The sequence below is a fragment of the Haloarcula amylolytica genome, assembly GCF_049705545.1.
Taxonomy (GTDB): domain Archaea; phylum Halobacteriota; class Halobacteria; order Halobacteriales; family Haloarculaceae; genus Haloarcula; species Haloarcula amylolytica_B.
Genome location: NZ_JBNAMU010000001.1, coordinates 1,876,900 through 1,889,380 on the forward strand (window position 1 = coordinate 1,876,900; position 12,481 = coordinate 1,889,380).

The following is a 12,481-nucleotide window of genomic DNA, read 5'->3' on the forward strand; positions in this document are numbered from 1 at the left end:
CCCAGTGGCGAGAAGCGATAAAATATTGACTTCTCCTCCTAAGCAGAAGCCGTTCCTCTCACGGACTGAACTACCTGTTCTGCGCGTCAGCGTTGCGGTAAGGCGGTCGAATCAGTGACCGGTGTGACTGTCTCTCAGTCGGGCGACTTCGTGACTGAGATCACAGTATCAAATCTGCACCTGGGTACGCAAGGGGTCCTTGCAGTGTCGTATCTCAGCGACCATTCGGTTACTATGCTCAGAAGCGAGCGGTTGCCGTCCCGGGCCCCACCAAGGAACGTGACAGTTGCGGGTCCATCAGAAATCTGTTCGGAGGCGCGCGGCCAGGTCGTCGGACCAGTGGAACTCCCCCTCGTAGATGACTGGCAGCGAAGTCTGGCCCAGGGCGTCGGCCAGCTCCACTGCGCTGAGCGAGTGACTCGTCTGTTCGCCGTTCAGTGCCGCGCTGTCGTCGAACGGCAGCCGGTAACTCTCGCCGGGTCGCTCCGGGGCGACGACCGTACACTGTACGTCGAACCCCGCCTCTGTCTCCGAGAGCCAGACAGCCGCCGGCTGTGCGGGACTGGGAACGATTGAATAGGTCCCGTCGCCGACAACCGCGTAGTCCTTGCACATCATTATCCGGCGACGGGCGAGTTCCAGGGCTCGCTGGATGCTGAAGCCGTTGCTGAGCAGGCGCGCGAAGGCCGTCCCGACCAGCGCGGCGTGTTTGTCCAACACGTCGGTCAGCGTCACCGCGCCGGCGACCGCGCCCTGTTTGACCAGTTCCAGCCCCTCGTCGTAGGAGCCACAGGCGTTCAGGAAGAACGTCTGGGTTCGGGCCTCCGACAGCGACGACAGCGCCAGATTGCCGTCGGGACAGCGCAGGCCCTCGTCGTCGCAGTGGCCGATGAAGTGAACGAAGTCCGTCGGCTGTTGGAACACGTCGGCCAGTTCGTTCACCGACAGCAGTTCGCTGACCTGAACGTCCATCGGGAGGTCCGCTGCCCTGTATATCTCCGTGACTTCCGTGTGTTCATCTGCCATCTCCTCGTCGTTGAGGACGACTGCGACCCGCTGACTATCGGTTTCGCGGTTCTGACACCGGTAGCGATTCACATACGCTTCCGGCGGTGTTTTACAGGCGTCAATCGGGTTGCCCGGCGCGAGCCAGGCGTGCAGTTGGCCTTCGCGCAAGTTCGGCTCGATGACCGGGGGACGCTCGGCCGACCCGCGGCTCAGATACGAATCCGTCAACGTCCTGTCGAGGAGTTCGTCCCGGTCGAGCCGGCTGCTGTCTGGCAGGTAGATGAGGCTGAGCCGGTCGAGAAGAAAGGGCAGGCAGCGGACCCGCTCCGGTGCCGGCGAGACGTACGTCGAAAGGGGCCACTCCGGCAGAATCGAGTTCACAGCCTCGTCGGAGACCTCGACGTACCGTTCGAGGCGTCCGGCCGGCGACAGCGCGCGGAGCGCGTCCGGATCCAGCGAGAGCGCCGACGTGATGCGGCTCCCGCTCTCGGCCGGATCGACGTGTCTGACCTGACAGTCGAGGTAGAACACCTTCCGGAGCAGCGCCGCGACGCCGTCCTGTAGCGACGGCCACGCGTCGAAGGAGAGGTGTACCGACGTGCCATCCGCGGTCAACAGTGTGTCATCCCGCGACTCGATGACCACTTCGGCCCCGAGATAGTACGCCAGCGGTGCGCTGACGAGCAGTTCCGCCTCGCACTCTGGGACACGGAGCGTGATGCCAGTTTCAGGGCGGTTCTGCCGAACTGTTTCGGGGATGCGGGTCGTCTCGCCGGTCGTGACTATCGGCGGATGGCTGCGGAGTTCCGGGTGCGAACGGGACGGCTGCATCGTGTGATGTGCGCCGCTCAGGTGCGTGATCGCCGTTGCGAGCCCCGCGGGCGTTGCCGGGATCTGCAGATGCGGCCGCTCCGCGTTCGTCTCCCAGACGAACCCGACTGTAACACTCGTCGGCTCTCCGAAGGCAAGGACAGAGGTAATGCCGGCCGAATGGAGCGACGCCGGGCCGTCGAAGCGGACGTGAATCCGAATGTCGTCGACGACACCGAGCGGCGATTCCCGGTCGCTACCGGCAGCCCGGGCCTGCATCGTCAGCAGATACGTTCCCTCCTGTAGCGTCGTCGGTGAGTCAACCGTCTCGGTGTCAGCGTCAGTGTCAACTCGGGTTACCCTGGCATCCACCGACGGTAGCGCTAACTCGGTGACACTCCCCCGGTAACAGTCGTCGACACGCTGTGGTAACTGTTCGCCGTCCGTGACTTCTCGACTGTGTAATTGGCGCACCAGCGCGGTCGGGTCGACCGTTTCCCCGTCCCAGTCCAGCGTCTCATTGCTGTCCCGGCCCACCCGCTCGCCTGTCACCCCCCAGGTGACCATGCGTGAGGATGTGGACCGTCATCCAATATATACGTACGGGTGTTAGAGCCTACCGTACTCGCGGCAGCGGACATGACGTGCCAGCTACTCACACGCGTGGGCCCAAAGGGTAGATTATTGTCGTGCCGGTCCCGACTCGGATACATGAGCTACGAAACCGTGCGGGAAACGGACCCGGCAGTCGCAGACGCCCTGGAGGGCGAACGAGGCCGGCAGAACGACACGCTGGCGATGATCGCCAGCGAGAACCACGTCAGCGAAGCCGTGATGGAAGCCCAGAGCTCCGAGTTGACGAACAAGTACGCCGAGGGCTACCCCGGCGAGCGCTACTACGGCGGCTGCGAGTACGCCGACGACGTCGAGGAGCTCGCTATCGACCGCGCGAAAGAACTGTGGGGTGCGGACCACGTCAATATCCAGCCACACTCCGGTTCGCAGGCCAACATGGGCGTCTATCTCGGCGTCCTCGAACCCGGCGACAAGATTCTCTCGCTGGACCTGACCCACGGCGGCCACCTCTCGCACGGTCACCCGGCGAACTTCGCCGGCCAGGTGTACGAGGTCGAACAGTACAAAGTCGACGAGGAGACCGGCTACATCGACTACGAGGGCCTCCACGACCACGCAGAGGAGTTCGACCCGGACATCATCGTCTCGGGGTATTCGGCGTACCCCCGTGAGGTCGACTTCGAGCGGATTCAGGAAGCCGCCGACGCGGTCGACGCCTACCACCTCGCGGACATCGCCCACATCACGGGGCTGGTGGCGGCGGGTGTTCACGAGTCTCCCGTCGGCGTCGCCGACTTCGTCACTGGATCGACGCACAAGACCATCCGCGCCGGCCGCGGTGGCATCATCATGTGCGACGAGGAGTACGCCGACGACATCGACAACGCCGTCTTCCCCGGCACCCAGGGCGGCCCGCTGATGCACAACGTCGCCGGCAAGGCCGTGGGCTTCGGTGAGGCGCTGGCCCCCGAGTTCGAGCAGTACGCCCAGCAGACCGTCGACAACGCCGTCGCCCTCGGTGACCGCCTCAAGGAGCACGGCCTGGACCTCGTCTCCGGCGGCACGGACAACCACCTCGTGCTCATCGACCTCCGGCCGTCCCATCCCGACACTACGGGCAAGGAAGTCGAGGAAGCGCTGGAAGAGGCCGGCATCGTCCTCAACGCCAACACTGTCCCCGGCGAGACCCGCTCGGCGTTCAACCCCTCGGGCATCCGCGCCGGCACGCCCGGGCTCACCACCCGTGGCTTTGACGAGGACGCCTGCCGCGAAGTTGCAGACCTGATCTACAACGTGGTCGATGCCCCGCACGACGACGATGTCGTCGCGGAAGTCAGCGACCGCGTGGACGAACTGACCGACGAGTACACGCTGTACGAGTAGTCGTCCCGTTCCCCGTCCACTCCCCCGATGCGGACTTTCGTGTCGAGTACTGTTCGCGACCTTTTGCTCTGACCGCCGAAAAGATATAACCGGTGAGGGAGTCTAACTGGTCATATGAGTATCACACACGACGAAGACATCTTGGGTGGCGAACCGAGGGTCGACGGGACGAGAGTCGGTGTTCGCCACGTTGCGACGCGTGCAATCGAAAGTGGTCTGAGTCCCGCTCACGTCGCTGACCAGCTCGATATCTCTCTTTCAGAAGTGTATGAGGCACTTTCGTACTACTACGCACATATCGAGGAGATGCGCGAACTCGAACGAGCTAACGAGGATGCGTTCGAGCAGGTGCGGGAGTCGTCACTGAAGCCAAAAGAACCAGTCCAGTGACGGACACGAGGATTCTTCTCGACGAGCACGTCGGTCGAGTCTTCGAGCGGTTGCTTCGTGAGCGTGGTTACGATGTCGAACAAGCAAAAGACCGGTTCGGGGAATACACGACTGACGCTGAACTACTGGAGTGGTGTGGTGAGCACAGTACTGTCCTTTTGACGAACAACGCGAAAGACTTCGAATCGTTGAGCCAGGAATACGACCACGCAGGGCTCCTCCTCTACTACGAACAGACGCTCCCGGATACCGACCCGGAAGGACTAGCTCGGACTGTCGACGAAGTATTCAATCAGTACGAGATGGCCGGCATCGAAAATGAGCTGGTCGACTTGGGCGAGTGGTACGAGTGGCTCCACGAGTAGATGGCAGAGGCTGCGTTGAGGTCTGACGCCGTCCAGAGCGACTACAGCTGGTGCTACCTTTCCTGCCATTCCTAACGGGATTTTTACCCTGGCCAGCCGACACATCCGGTATGCCCTGCACGACCCGACGCCGGATGCTCTATGCGCTGGGTGCCTCCCTGTCGACACTCGGTGGCTGTACGCAGTTCGAGGTCGAGTCAGGGGAAGAAACCGGGCAAAGCGAGGGCGGCGCGAGCGAGCCGACAGCAGCCGCCACGGCGTCAGAGACGGACGCCACAACCGCGACAGACCAGGGGTCGACTACGGTACAGACGGGGACAGCCACAGAAGCAGAACTCGACCTCCGAGAGGCCAACGTCGTCGGCGTCGAGATCGCAGGCGAGGGCAGCGGCGACTACCGTTTCGACGTAACGCTCTATCATGACGACGACGGCGAGGACGGTTACGCGAACTGGTGGCAGGTCGAGACGCCCGATGGCGACCGGCTCGGTCGCCGGGACCTCCTGCACGCCCATTCGACGGCCCCGTTCACCCGGTCGGAGACGATCCCGGTTCCCGACGACGCGGCCTGCGTTGTGGTCCGGGGCCACGACCAGACCCACGGGTACGGCGGGCAAGCGATGGCCGTGGCCGTGCCGGACGGCACGACACGGACCATCCAGCAGGGGTCGGAGCGACAGCCAGTCGCCGCGTCGGACTGCCCCTGAATGAGAGCGTGCCGGCCTGTCGCGGTTGACCGAATCCGGGACGTTCATACCGCCCCGTGCCGCCGATGTACGTAATGACAGAGATTATCGACGGCAACGCCGTCGCACAGTCGATCCGGGACGACCTGGTCGCGTCCATCGACCGCCTCGCCGACGCGGGCGAGCGCCCGTCGCTGGCGACGGTCCTGATGTCCGAGGACCCCGCCAGCGAGACCTACGTCTCGATGAAACAGGACGACTGCGAGGAGGTCGGTATCGAGGCCATCGACATCGACATCGACCCCGACGCGGACGCCGCCGAGCTGTACGACACCATCGAGGACCTCAACGCCGACGACGACGTCAACGGCATCCTGGTCCAGATGCCCGTCCCCGACCACGTCGAGGACAGGTCCGTCCTTCGAGCCATCGACCCGATGAAGGACGTCGACGGCTTCCACCCGGAGAACGTCGGCCGGCTCGTGGCCGGTGACGCCCGCTACAAGCCCTGCACGCCCCACGGCATCCAAAAGCTCATCGAGAGCGCCGGCGTGGATACCGAGGGCAAGGACGCCGTCGTCGTCGGCCGGTCGGACATCGTCGGCAAGCCGATGGCGAACCTGTTCATCCAGAAGGCACCGGGCGGCAACGCGACGACGACGGTGTGTCACTCCCGCACCGAGAACCTCGCAGAGCGGACCCGGAACGCCGACATCCTCGTCGCCGCAGCCGGCGTGCCCGAGATGATCGACGGCGACATGATCGGGGAGGGCGCGACGGTCATCGACGTGGGCATCAACCGCGTCGACGCTGACACCGAGAAGGGCTACGAACTCGTCGGCGACGTGGAGTACGAGAGCGCGAAGGAGGTCGCGGGCGCGATCACGCCGGTTCCCGGCGGCGTCGGCCCGATGACCCGCGCAATGCTCCTGTACAACACGGTGAAAGCGACGGGCCTCCAGCACGACATCGACGTCGACCTGCCCTGAATGCCGTCGCTTGCGGCCTTCGAGGATCGTGACGTGCTCACGCGCCGGGTGACCCGCGAGACCGGCAGAGCGGGCGTAGAGGGAGTCCGCGCCCGCGCCGACCGCGGTCTCCACTGGGCGGTGGGCGCGCTCGTCACCGACCCCGACGACCGCGCGCTGTTCGTCTACGAGGACGACACGTGGAAGCTTCCGGGCGGCGGCGTCGAGGCCGGCGAGACGCGCCAGGAGGCGGTGCGCCGCGAGGTGTGCGAGGAGACCGGCGTCGAGAGTACCATCGATGAACTGGCCGCTGTCACCGAGGTCACAGTGACCGACGGCGGGCGCGAAGCGACGTTCTTCTTCGGGACCTATCGTGGGACGGCCGACTCGACGACGCTCGCGTCAGACCCCGGACTTGTCGGCGAATCGATAGAGACCGTCGCGTGGCGAGACTCGGTTCCGGGAAACTGTCTGGACGAGACGCTTGTTCGGCGGCTCCGATAGGGAGTTAGACGGAATCGTCCTCGATCCCGGCAAGCCAGTTTTCGGCTCTGACGAAGGCGCTCTCATCGCCGGTGATGTACGAGCCAAGGTCCCGCGCCGCGTGGACGAGACGGTTGGCGTCCGCGGGGTTGACATCGCCGTCCAGGGCCTCGACCCGCTTTCGATGGTCGCGAATCCGTCCGGAGAGCTGTCGCGCAGTAGGTTCCGGATCGGCGTCCAGATACGTCCGTACGTCCCGCTGATAGCTGTCGACGGCGGCCGCCATCGCCAGGCCGTACGGCACTCGAAGCGCCGACGGGACCTCTTCGACAGCCGGCCGGTCGCCGTCGTCAGCCCCGCCGAGCAGTTCGTAGAAGTACCGCTCCGCCGGGTCGGAACTGCGCAGCTCCCGGGAGAGGTGTGCACCGACGTGCTGGAGTTCGACCGCAGCGACGAACGTCGGATCAAGCGAGCGAAGTTCGCCCGCGTCGATGAATCCCCGCTTTCGCGTATACTCCCGGCAACGCTCCGCAGCCGCGTCAGCGATCTCCCGAGTCGAATCCGCGTCGATCCGGCTCCGGACCGGTGTCAGGTCGAGCGTGGCCGGTGCGTCGGTGTGTTCGGTGTGCTCGTCGATGCCGACGCTGTGGACGCTGCCACAGTCCGGACAGGCGATGCTCCCCGTCTCGTAGTACCGCCATCGCGTGCCACAGTCCTGGCACTCGCGTTCCCCGCGGACTTTCATACGTGATGCTGAGAGGCCAGCCCTCAAGATTGTTCCGCGAGGGCTGTCTATGTCAGTGTATGCGCTCGGAAGACGAGATCCGCGAGCAGTACGAGTTCCTTGCCGAACAGCTAGACGACGAGGAGATGAACCACGAGCGGGTCCGGATGATGTTCACCCACTACAAGCGGGCACTCGGGTGGGTGCTTGAGGAGGAACACATCTAGGTTAGTTACAACTTACATCCGCTTCTAATCCGATAACTAACATCTGCTGGACGGGGCCGGTACTTTTAAGTTATTCTGCCCCATTCGACCAAGTGACGCTTCGCTTGGAGGGCCGAAGCGTCAGCGGGGACCAATTCAGGGCGGCAAGCGGTCGCGTTTTTCGCGACCGCTTTCCACTTACTTCGCTGCAAACGACCTGATACGAGCGATTTCTGCATCTCTAAAAAGTGACTACTGGCCGAGACGACTCACTCGATAGACAACTCTGTGTCCGTCGCGTTCTCGGGCCACTCCAGTTCGACTTCAATGCTGAGCTCGCCGTCGCCACCCTCCGGCCCCTCGCGCTCGGCTTTCACCTCGAATTCGACCTGAGATGGCGGTGCGAACGTGGCTTCCTGCTCTCCTGCGCTGAGTGTGATCTCAGACCCTTCCTCCAGTGAGTCGGCCATCGTTCTGAGATATGCCGCGACGGCACTGCGGTCGAGTACTTGCTCGTTTTCGAACAGGACTGTTTCTACCATATCACCTGTAGGCTGTACTGACAAATAATACTGTTGCCATCAGTTTCCGAAGAATGATGATATACTGACTGTATTTACCATATGGACAAACAGTAGACAGAGGCTCTAAATACAGAAAATTCGACACCCCAATCGACCGAAACCACTCCAAATTCTCTGGGCCGATATATTTAACAGTATAGATACTAAATCATTACATAGGTGAATCGATGCACGACTTGACAGGATTCCAGCGTGATCTTCTCTACGTGATCGCTGGCAGGGAGGAACCCCACGGCTTAGCTATCAAGGAGGAACTCGAAGCGTACTACGAGAAGGAGATCCATCACGGTCGTCTCTACCCGAACCTCGATACCCTGGTCGACAAGGGATTGGTCGAGAAGGGCCAACGCGACCGCCGGACCAACTTCTACACGCTCACGCGTCGCGGTCGACGCGAGATCGACGCCCGCCGTGAGTGGGAAGACCAGTACGTCGACCTGTAACAACGTCGCAGCGCCGCTTGTGCCGAGGCCGTCGTTTCGCCGGTAGCGTCGAGTCTGTGACCCGACAGGTATCTGCTGTCGCGACCCCCTATCACTTTAGCCACTGCCTGCCGTATCACATCTGTGTCACCTCTTTTGCAACTATCCCCGGAGCCGATTCAGACGACCGTGTTTCGAATCCTGCTTGCGGGGGCGCTCGGGATGTTTCTCGGGCTAGAGCGGGAGTGGTCACAGAAGTCGGCCGGTATTCGGACGTTCGCACTGATTAGCCTGCTCGCTGCGGTGTTCACGCTGGTCGAGAGCCAGGCACTGCTCGTCGTGGGAGGCGTGCTGGTCATCGTGCAAGGGATTTTGCTCGCAGTGCAGGGGCTCCTCGGCGAGGCGGAAGCCGATGGGCTGTCACTGACCACATCCGTGTCGATGCTCGTCGCCTACGGCATCGGGGCGCTGGTCGCACAGGGGTTCATCCTCGAAGGCGTCTCAGTCGCCGTCTTCTCGTCGCTGCTGCTGGTGCTCAAGCGGGAGCTCCACTCCCTGGCGTGGGGGCTCTCCCGCGAGGAATTGCGCTCGGCGACGGAGTTCGCCATCCTCGCTTTCGTCATCTACCCCTTGCTCCCATCAGAACCGGTCGAGATACCTGGGGGACTGCTGGATATCGCCGTGGAGTTGCGGGTCATCTGGCTGATGGTGGTGTTCGTCGCCGGCATCGGCATCGTCAACTACGCTATCGTCCAGACCTACGGCGGCCGTGGCATCGCCGTCACCGGCTTTTTCGGCGGCCTGGCGTCGTCGACGGCGGTGGTCGGCACGATGCTTGACCACGTCCGACAGCAGCCGGACGCGACCTCGTACGCGGTAGCTGCGATTCTGCTCGCCGACGCGGCGATGGCGCTCCGGAACCTCCTCATTACCGTGTTCTTCACCATCGAACGGGGCGTCCTGGTCGAGGCGATCCTCCCGCTGGGAGCCGTCATCGTCGGCAGTGTCGCCGTCGCCGCGTACACCGCCGACTGGTCGGAAACAGTCGAGATGGGGCTTGAAAGCCCGTTCTCGCTACGGAACGCGCTGGCGTTTGGCGGTGTGTTCCTGTTAGTCGTCGTCGGCGGCGGGTTCGCGGAAACGCAGTTCGGGACGGCGGGGCTCTACATCACGTCGGCACTCAGCGGCCTGGTTTCCAGTGCTGGGGCGACGACCTCGGCCGTGTTGCTGTACCGCGGCGGCGCTATCGACGGGCCGACGGCGATGTTCGCCATTCTGACCGCGACGGCCGCCAGCATCATGGTCAAAGCTGCACTGACTGCCCCAGGACCGAACCGCGCTTTCGCCACGCGCGTCGCGTTCTGGAGTTCGGTGGTCCTGGGTGTCGCAACGGTGCTGGCGCTCGGACTCTTCGTTTAAAACTGGTAGCGCCGGTCGTCCTTGTCCTGTTGCTGTGGGAAGTCGTTCCCGGTCATCTGATCGAAGGTCATCCCCGAGAGATACTCGTCGTACGTGCAGTCGTAGCTCGACCGGAGGTGGAAATCCAGCGTCCCGCGGTCGACGGTCGACTGGAACAGCATGTGAACCGCGCGCCTGACGAGTTCGTCCGGGTCATCCGGGTCGAGTGCGACAGACAGCATCGCGAGTTCGTTGCGCGTCTCGCGGTCGATAGATAGCTCGAAGTCGTCGTCGAAGTCACCGTACGCCGCTTCGATATCCTCCTGTAGGTCGTCGAGGCTCATACGAAGGGGGACGATGAGCGCGAGGAAACCCCTTACGACTCGTCTGGGACCGTACCCCGAAACGCAGGTGTCGACGATTATAACATATGATAAATTATATCATGGACTAAACATAACGACGGGTAGCAGTCGACTACTGACGGAATCAGATCAGATAATGACAGGTGGTGGGGACGATAACGCAGCGTCCAGTCGGCGCGATGGGGTGACAGCGCGGCTCCACGCGGTCGTACCGGGCGTGTTCGCGCGAAGCTACACGGCGAAGTTCGCTGTCGCGCTGGCAGTGATCGTCGTCGTACTCGCAGCCGTCGGCTTCGTCAGCTATCTGCAGATACAGGAACGAGTCGTCAGCGACGCGGCGACGGACCTCGAAACGACGGCCACGCATCGCGCCGGCAGTATCGAGCAGTGGCGGACGACCACCGAGACGGAGGCCGTCGCTATCGCGGCCGCAGGGGTCTACGACACCGGGACGCCCGCGGATATCAGACAGTACCTCGCCACCGTTGCCACGGCAGAGTCGTCACAGATCCGGTCGCTCCACTACGTCTCCACTGTCGACGACTCACAGACAGTTGTCGCTAGCACTGAGACGAACACGGAAGGACGGTCCCCGTGGGCAGTCGAATCCGCGTGGGAGTCACCAGTTACGGCGGCGATGGACGGTCCCACCGACACTGAGACAGTGGTGCGCTCAACAGTTTACGCGGACGGTGACGGTCACTCGATGGCGTTCGTGACTCCCGTGACCGATGGCGATGGGGCCCTGATTCTCGTTGCCAGGGTCCCGACCGACCAGTTTCACGACGGGCGCGACGGGTTCGAGACGCAACTGCTCACCGGGGACGGGGACCCGCTTATCGACGGCCAGGACGGGTCCCCGTCCATCAGCCAGGACGGCCTCCGGGCCGCGACCGCGGGCCGGACGACGACTATCGAAACGGGGGGAAGCGTCGCGGCGTACACGCCCGTCAACGGTACGTCGTGGGTGGTCATGACGAGCGCAGAGCGACAGTCACTGTACGGGACGAGTCGGCTCGTCCGCTGGGGCTTCCTCGCCGTCGTCGGGACGGCAGTCGTCTCCCTGGTCGTCGCGGGATACCTCTTCGGGCGGCACACGATTCGGCCCTTGATACAGCTTCGCGACCGGGCGCAGGCGATGGAGCGGGGGGATCTCGGCGTTGACATCTCGACAGCCCGGCAGGACGAAATCGGGAGACTGTACGCCGCTTTCGGGAACATGCGGGATACGCTCCGGAGCCAGATCCGACAGGCCCAGGCGGCCCGTGAGGAAGCCGAGCGGTCGAGCCGCGAACTCGAACGTCAGAACGAGCGGTTGGACGAGTTCGCGTCGACACTGAGCCACGACCTCCGAAACCCGCTTACGGTCGCCCGGGGCCACGTCGAACTGCTTGCGACGCGGCTGTCGGACCCGGGTACGGATTCGACCGACCTCCAGTCACACATCGAGAAACTCGAAGACGCACACGACCGCATCGAGTCGATCATCGACGACGTGCTGACGCTGACGAGAAAGGGCGCAAGCGTCGAGCAGACGGCCCCGGTTCCACTGGAGGGACTCGTCACCGAGGCGTGGGACAACATCGACAACAAAAACGCCAGCATCGAGATCGCGGGCAGTCGAACCATCGACGCCGACCGGACACGGCTGCTGCGAGCCCTCGAGAACCTGTTTCGCAACGCCCTCGACCACGTCGGCCCGGAGGTGACCGTCACGGTCGGGCTGACGGACCACGGGTTCTACGTCGCTGACGACGGGCCGGGGATTCCGACCGAAGCGGTCGACGATATCTTCGAGTACGGCCACACGACGAGCGAGGACGGAACCGGGCTCGGACTCTCTATCGTCAAGACCATCGCGGAGGCCCACGGCTGGCGGCTGTATATCGACACAACGTACCCCGACGGCGCGATGTTCGTGTTCGCGGACGTGTTCAGCGAGGACGAGCCGGACTGGTACGGGACTGAGTTCGAGTGGGGACGGTCCGAAGCCGACGACTGATACTGTTGGCTGTAACTACTGCAAGATATCCGCCATCCCAGGGCGACGATTCTTTCCAGACGTGCAGCCGACAGTATGAGCGGCAACGACCGCCACGCACAAATCGGGACA

At 63.4% G+C, this 12,481-nt stretch carries 14 protein-coding genes; 10 read left to right on the top strand and 4 right to left on the bottom strand.

From position 1 onward, the window contains the following. Nucleotides 1–297: 297 nt before the first annotated feature. Nucleotides 298–2,385, bottom strand: a complete 2,088-nt coding sequence (locus ACOZ4H_RS09860; protein WP_424329116.1) for a hypothetical protein — start codon at nucleotides 2,383–2,385, stop codon at nucleotides 298–300. A 144-nt stretch (nucleotides 2,386–2,529) separates the two neighbouring features. Between ACOZ4H_RS09860 and glyA the strand changes: the two genes are divergently transcribed. The 6 genes from glyA to ACOZ4H_RS09890 all read left to right on the top strand — a co-directional run bounded on the left by glyA (nucleotide 2,530) and on the right by ACOZ4H_RS09890 (nucleotide 6,690). Further along, nucleotides 2,530–3,777, top strand: coding sequence for a serine hydroxymethyltransferase (glyA, locus tag ACOZ4H_RS09865; RefSeq protein ID WP_424329117.1), 1,248 nt, complete (start codon nucleotides 2,530–2,532; stop codon nucleotides 3,775–3,777). A 114-nt stretch (nucleotides 3,778–3,891) separates the two neighbouring features. Beyond that, nucleotides 3,892–4,167: a DUF433 domain-containing protein gene (locus tag ACOZ4H_RS09870; RefSeq protein WP_424329118.1), complete on the top strand. Its 276-nt coding sequence runs from the start codon at nucleotides 3,892–3,894 to the stop codon at nucleotides 4,165–4,167. Next, entirely contained in the window at nucleotides 4,164–4,532 is a 369-nt protein-coding gene (locus ACOZ4H_RS09875) for a DUF5615 family PIN-like protein (protein ID WP_424329119.1), read from the top strand. Before ACOZ4H_RS09870 ends, ACOZ4H_RS09875 begins: the two co-directional genes overlap by 4 nt. Nucleotides 4,533–4,642: 110 nt before the next feature. Then, nucleotides 4,643–5,239 carry a hypothetical protein gene (locus ACOZ4H_RS09880; RefSeq protein WP_424329120.1) on the top strand — a complete coding sequence of 199 codons (597 nt, stop codon included), beginning with the start codon at nucleotides 4,643–4,645 and terminating at the stop codon, nucleotides 5,237–5,239. Nucleotides 5,240–5,313: 74 nt separating this feature from the next. Further along, nucleotides 5,314–6,207 (top strand): bifunctional methylenetetrahydrofolate dehydrogenase/methenyltetrahydrofolate cyclohydrolase, encoded by an 894-nt coding sequence (locus ACOZ4H_RS09885; RefSeq protein ID WP_424329121.1) that lies wholly within the window; start codon nucleotides 5,314–5,316, stop codon nucleotides 6,205–6,207. Continuing rightward, complete coding sequence (locus ACOZ4H_RS09890) at nucleotides 6,208–6,690, top strand: NUDIX hydrolase (protein WP_424329122.1); 483 nt, start codon at nucleotides 6,208–6,210, stop codon at nucleotides 6,688–6,690. Between the two features lie 4 nt (nucleotides 6,691–6,694). On the opposite strand, the gene ACOZ4H_RS09895 is transcribed toward ACOZ4H_RS09890, so the two are convergent. Further along, entirely contained in the window at nucleotides 6,695–7,414 is a 720-nt protein-coding gene (locus tag ACOZ4H_RS09895; protein ID WP_424329123.1) for a DUF7117 family protein, read from the bottom strand. A gap of 59 nt (nucleotides 7,415–7,473) precedes the next feature. Here ACOZ4H_RS09895 and ACOZ4H_RS09900 point away from each other — a divergent pair, with 59 nt between their 5' ends. Beyond that, nucleotides 7,474–7,620, top strand: coding sequence for a hypothetical protein (locus tag ACOZ4H_RS09900; protein ID WP_424329124.1), 147 nt, complete (start codon nucleotides 7,474–7,476; stop codon nucleotides 7,618–7,620). Between the two features lie 248 nt (nucleotides 7,621–7,868). Here the strand turns inward: ACOZ4H_RS09900 and ACOZ4H_RS09905 are convergent, their stop codons facing one another. Further along, nucleotides 7,869–8,141 (bottom strand): amphi-Trp domain-containing protein, encoded by a 273-nt coding sequence (locus ACOZ4H_RS09905; protein WP_424329125.1) that lies wholly within the window; start codon nucleotides 8,139–8,141, stop codon nucleotides 7,869–7,871. Between the two features lie 209 nt (nucleotides 8,142–8,350). Between ACOZ4H_RS09905 and ACOZ4H_RS09910 the strand changes: the two genes are divergently transcribed. Both ACOZ4H_RS09910 and ACOZ4H_RS09915 read left to right on the top strand, forming a co-directional pair. Further along, nucleotides 8,351–8,626 (top strand): PadR family transcriptional regulator, encoded by a 276-nt coding sequence (locus tag ACOZ4H_RS09910; protein WP_004518082.1) that lies wholly within the window; start codon nucleotides 8,351–8,353, stop codon nucleotides 8,624–8,626. Nucleotides 8,627–8,749: 123 nt separating this feature from the next. Next, a complete protein-coding gene (locus ACOZ4H_RS09915) occupies nucleotides 8,750–10,024 on the top strand; it encodes an MgtC/SapB family protein (protein ID WP_424329127.1) in 1,275 nt (424 codons plus the stop codon). Here ACOZ4H_RS09915 and ACOZ4H_RS09920 read toward each other — a convergent pair. Further along, the gene (locus tag ACOZ4H_RS09920) at nucleotides 10,021–10,347 is read right to left on the bottom strand and encodes a hypothetical protein (protein ID WP_014040440.1); all 327 of its coding nucleotides are present in this window, start codon (nucleotides 10,345–10,347) and stop codon (nucleotides 10,021–10,023) included. The genes ACOZ4H_RS09915 and ACOZ4H_RS09920 overlap by 4 nt on opposite strands. 157 nt (nucleotides 10,348–10,504) lie before the next feature. Here ACOZ4H_RS09920 and ACOZ4H_RS09925 point away from each other — a divergent pair, with 157 nt between their 5' ends. Next, a complete protein-coding gene (locus ACOZ4H_RS09925) occupies nucleotides 10,505–12,370 on the top strand; it encodes a sensor histidine kinase (protein ID WP_424329128.1) in 1,866 nt (621 codons plus the stop codon). Nucleotides 12,371–12,481 lie beyond the last annotated feature (111 nt).

Excerpts from the sequence above, each read along its gene's own strand:
- ACOZ4H_RS09870 (WP_424329118.1), top strand. The coding sequence starts at position 3,892 with ATGAGTATCACACACGACGAAGACATCTTGGGTGGCGAACCGAGGGTC.
- ACOZ4H_RS09860 (WP_424329116.1), bottom strand. The coding sequence starts at position 2,385 with ATGGTCACCTGGGGGGTGACAGGCGAGCGGGTGGGCCGGGACAGCAAT.
- ACOZ4H_RS09885 (WP_424329121.1), top strand. The coding sequence starts at position 5,314 with ATGACAGAGATTATCGACGGCAACGCCGTCGCACAGTCGATCCGGGAC.
- ACOZ4H_RS09895 (WP_424329123.1), bottom strand. The coding sequence starts at position 7,414 with ATGAAAGTCCGCGGGGAACGCGAGTGCCAGGACTGTGGCACGCGATGG.
- glyA (WP_424329117.1), top strand. The coding sequence starts at position 2,530 with ATGAGCTACGAAACCGTGCGGGAAACGGACCCGGCAGTCGCAGACGCC.
- ACOZ4H_RS09920 (WP_014040440.1), bottom strand. The coding sequence starts at position 10,347 with ATGAGCCTCGACGACCTACAGGAGGATATCGAAGCGGCGTACGGTGAC.
- ACOZ4H_RS09910 (WP_004518082.1), top strand. The coding sequence starts at position 8,351 with ATGCACGACTTGACAGGATTCCAGCGTGATCTTCTCTACGTGATCGCT.
- ACOZ4H_RS09925 (WP_424329128.1), top strand. The coding sequence starts at position 10,505 with ATGACAGGTGGTGGGGACGATAACGCAGCGTCCAGTCGGCGCGATGGG.
- ACOZ4H_RS09880 (WP_424329120.1), top strand. The coding sequence starts at position 4,643 with ATGCCCTGCACGACCCGACGCCGGATGCTCTATGCGCTGGGTGCCTCC.
- ACOZ4H_RS09905 (WP_424329125.1), bottom strand. The coding sequence starts at position 8,141 with ATGGTAGAAACAGTCCTGTTCGAAAACGAGCAAGTACTCGACCGCAGT.
- ACOZ4H_RS09900 (WP_424329124.1), top strand. The coding sequence starts at position 7,474 with ATGCGCTCGGAAGACGAGATCCGCGAGCAGTACGAGTTCCTTGCCGAA.
- ACOZ4H_RS09890 (WP_424329122.1), top strand. The coding sequence starts at position 6,208 with ATGCCGTCGCTTGCGGCCTTCGAGGATCGTGACGTGCTCACGCGCCGG.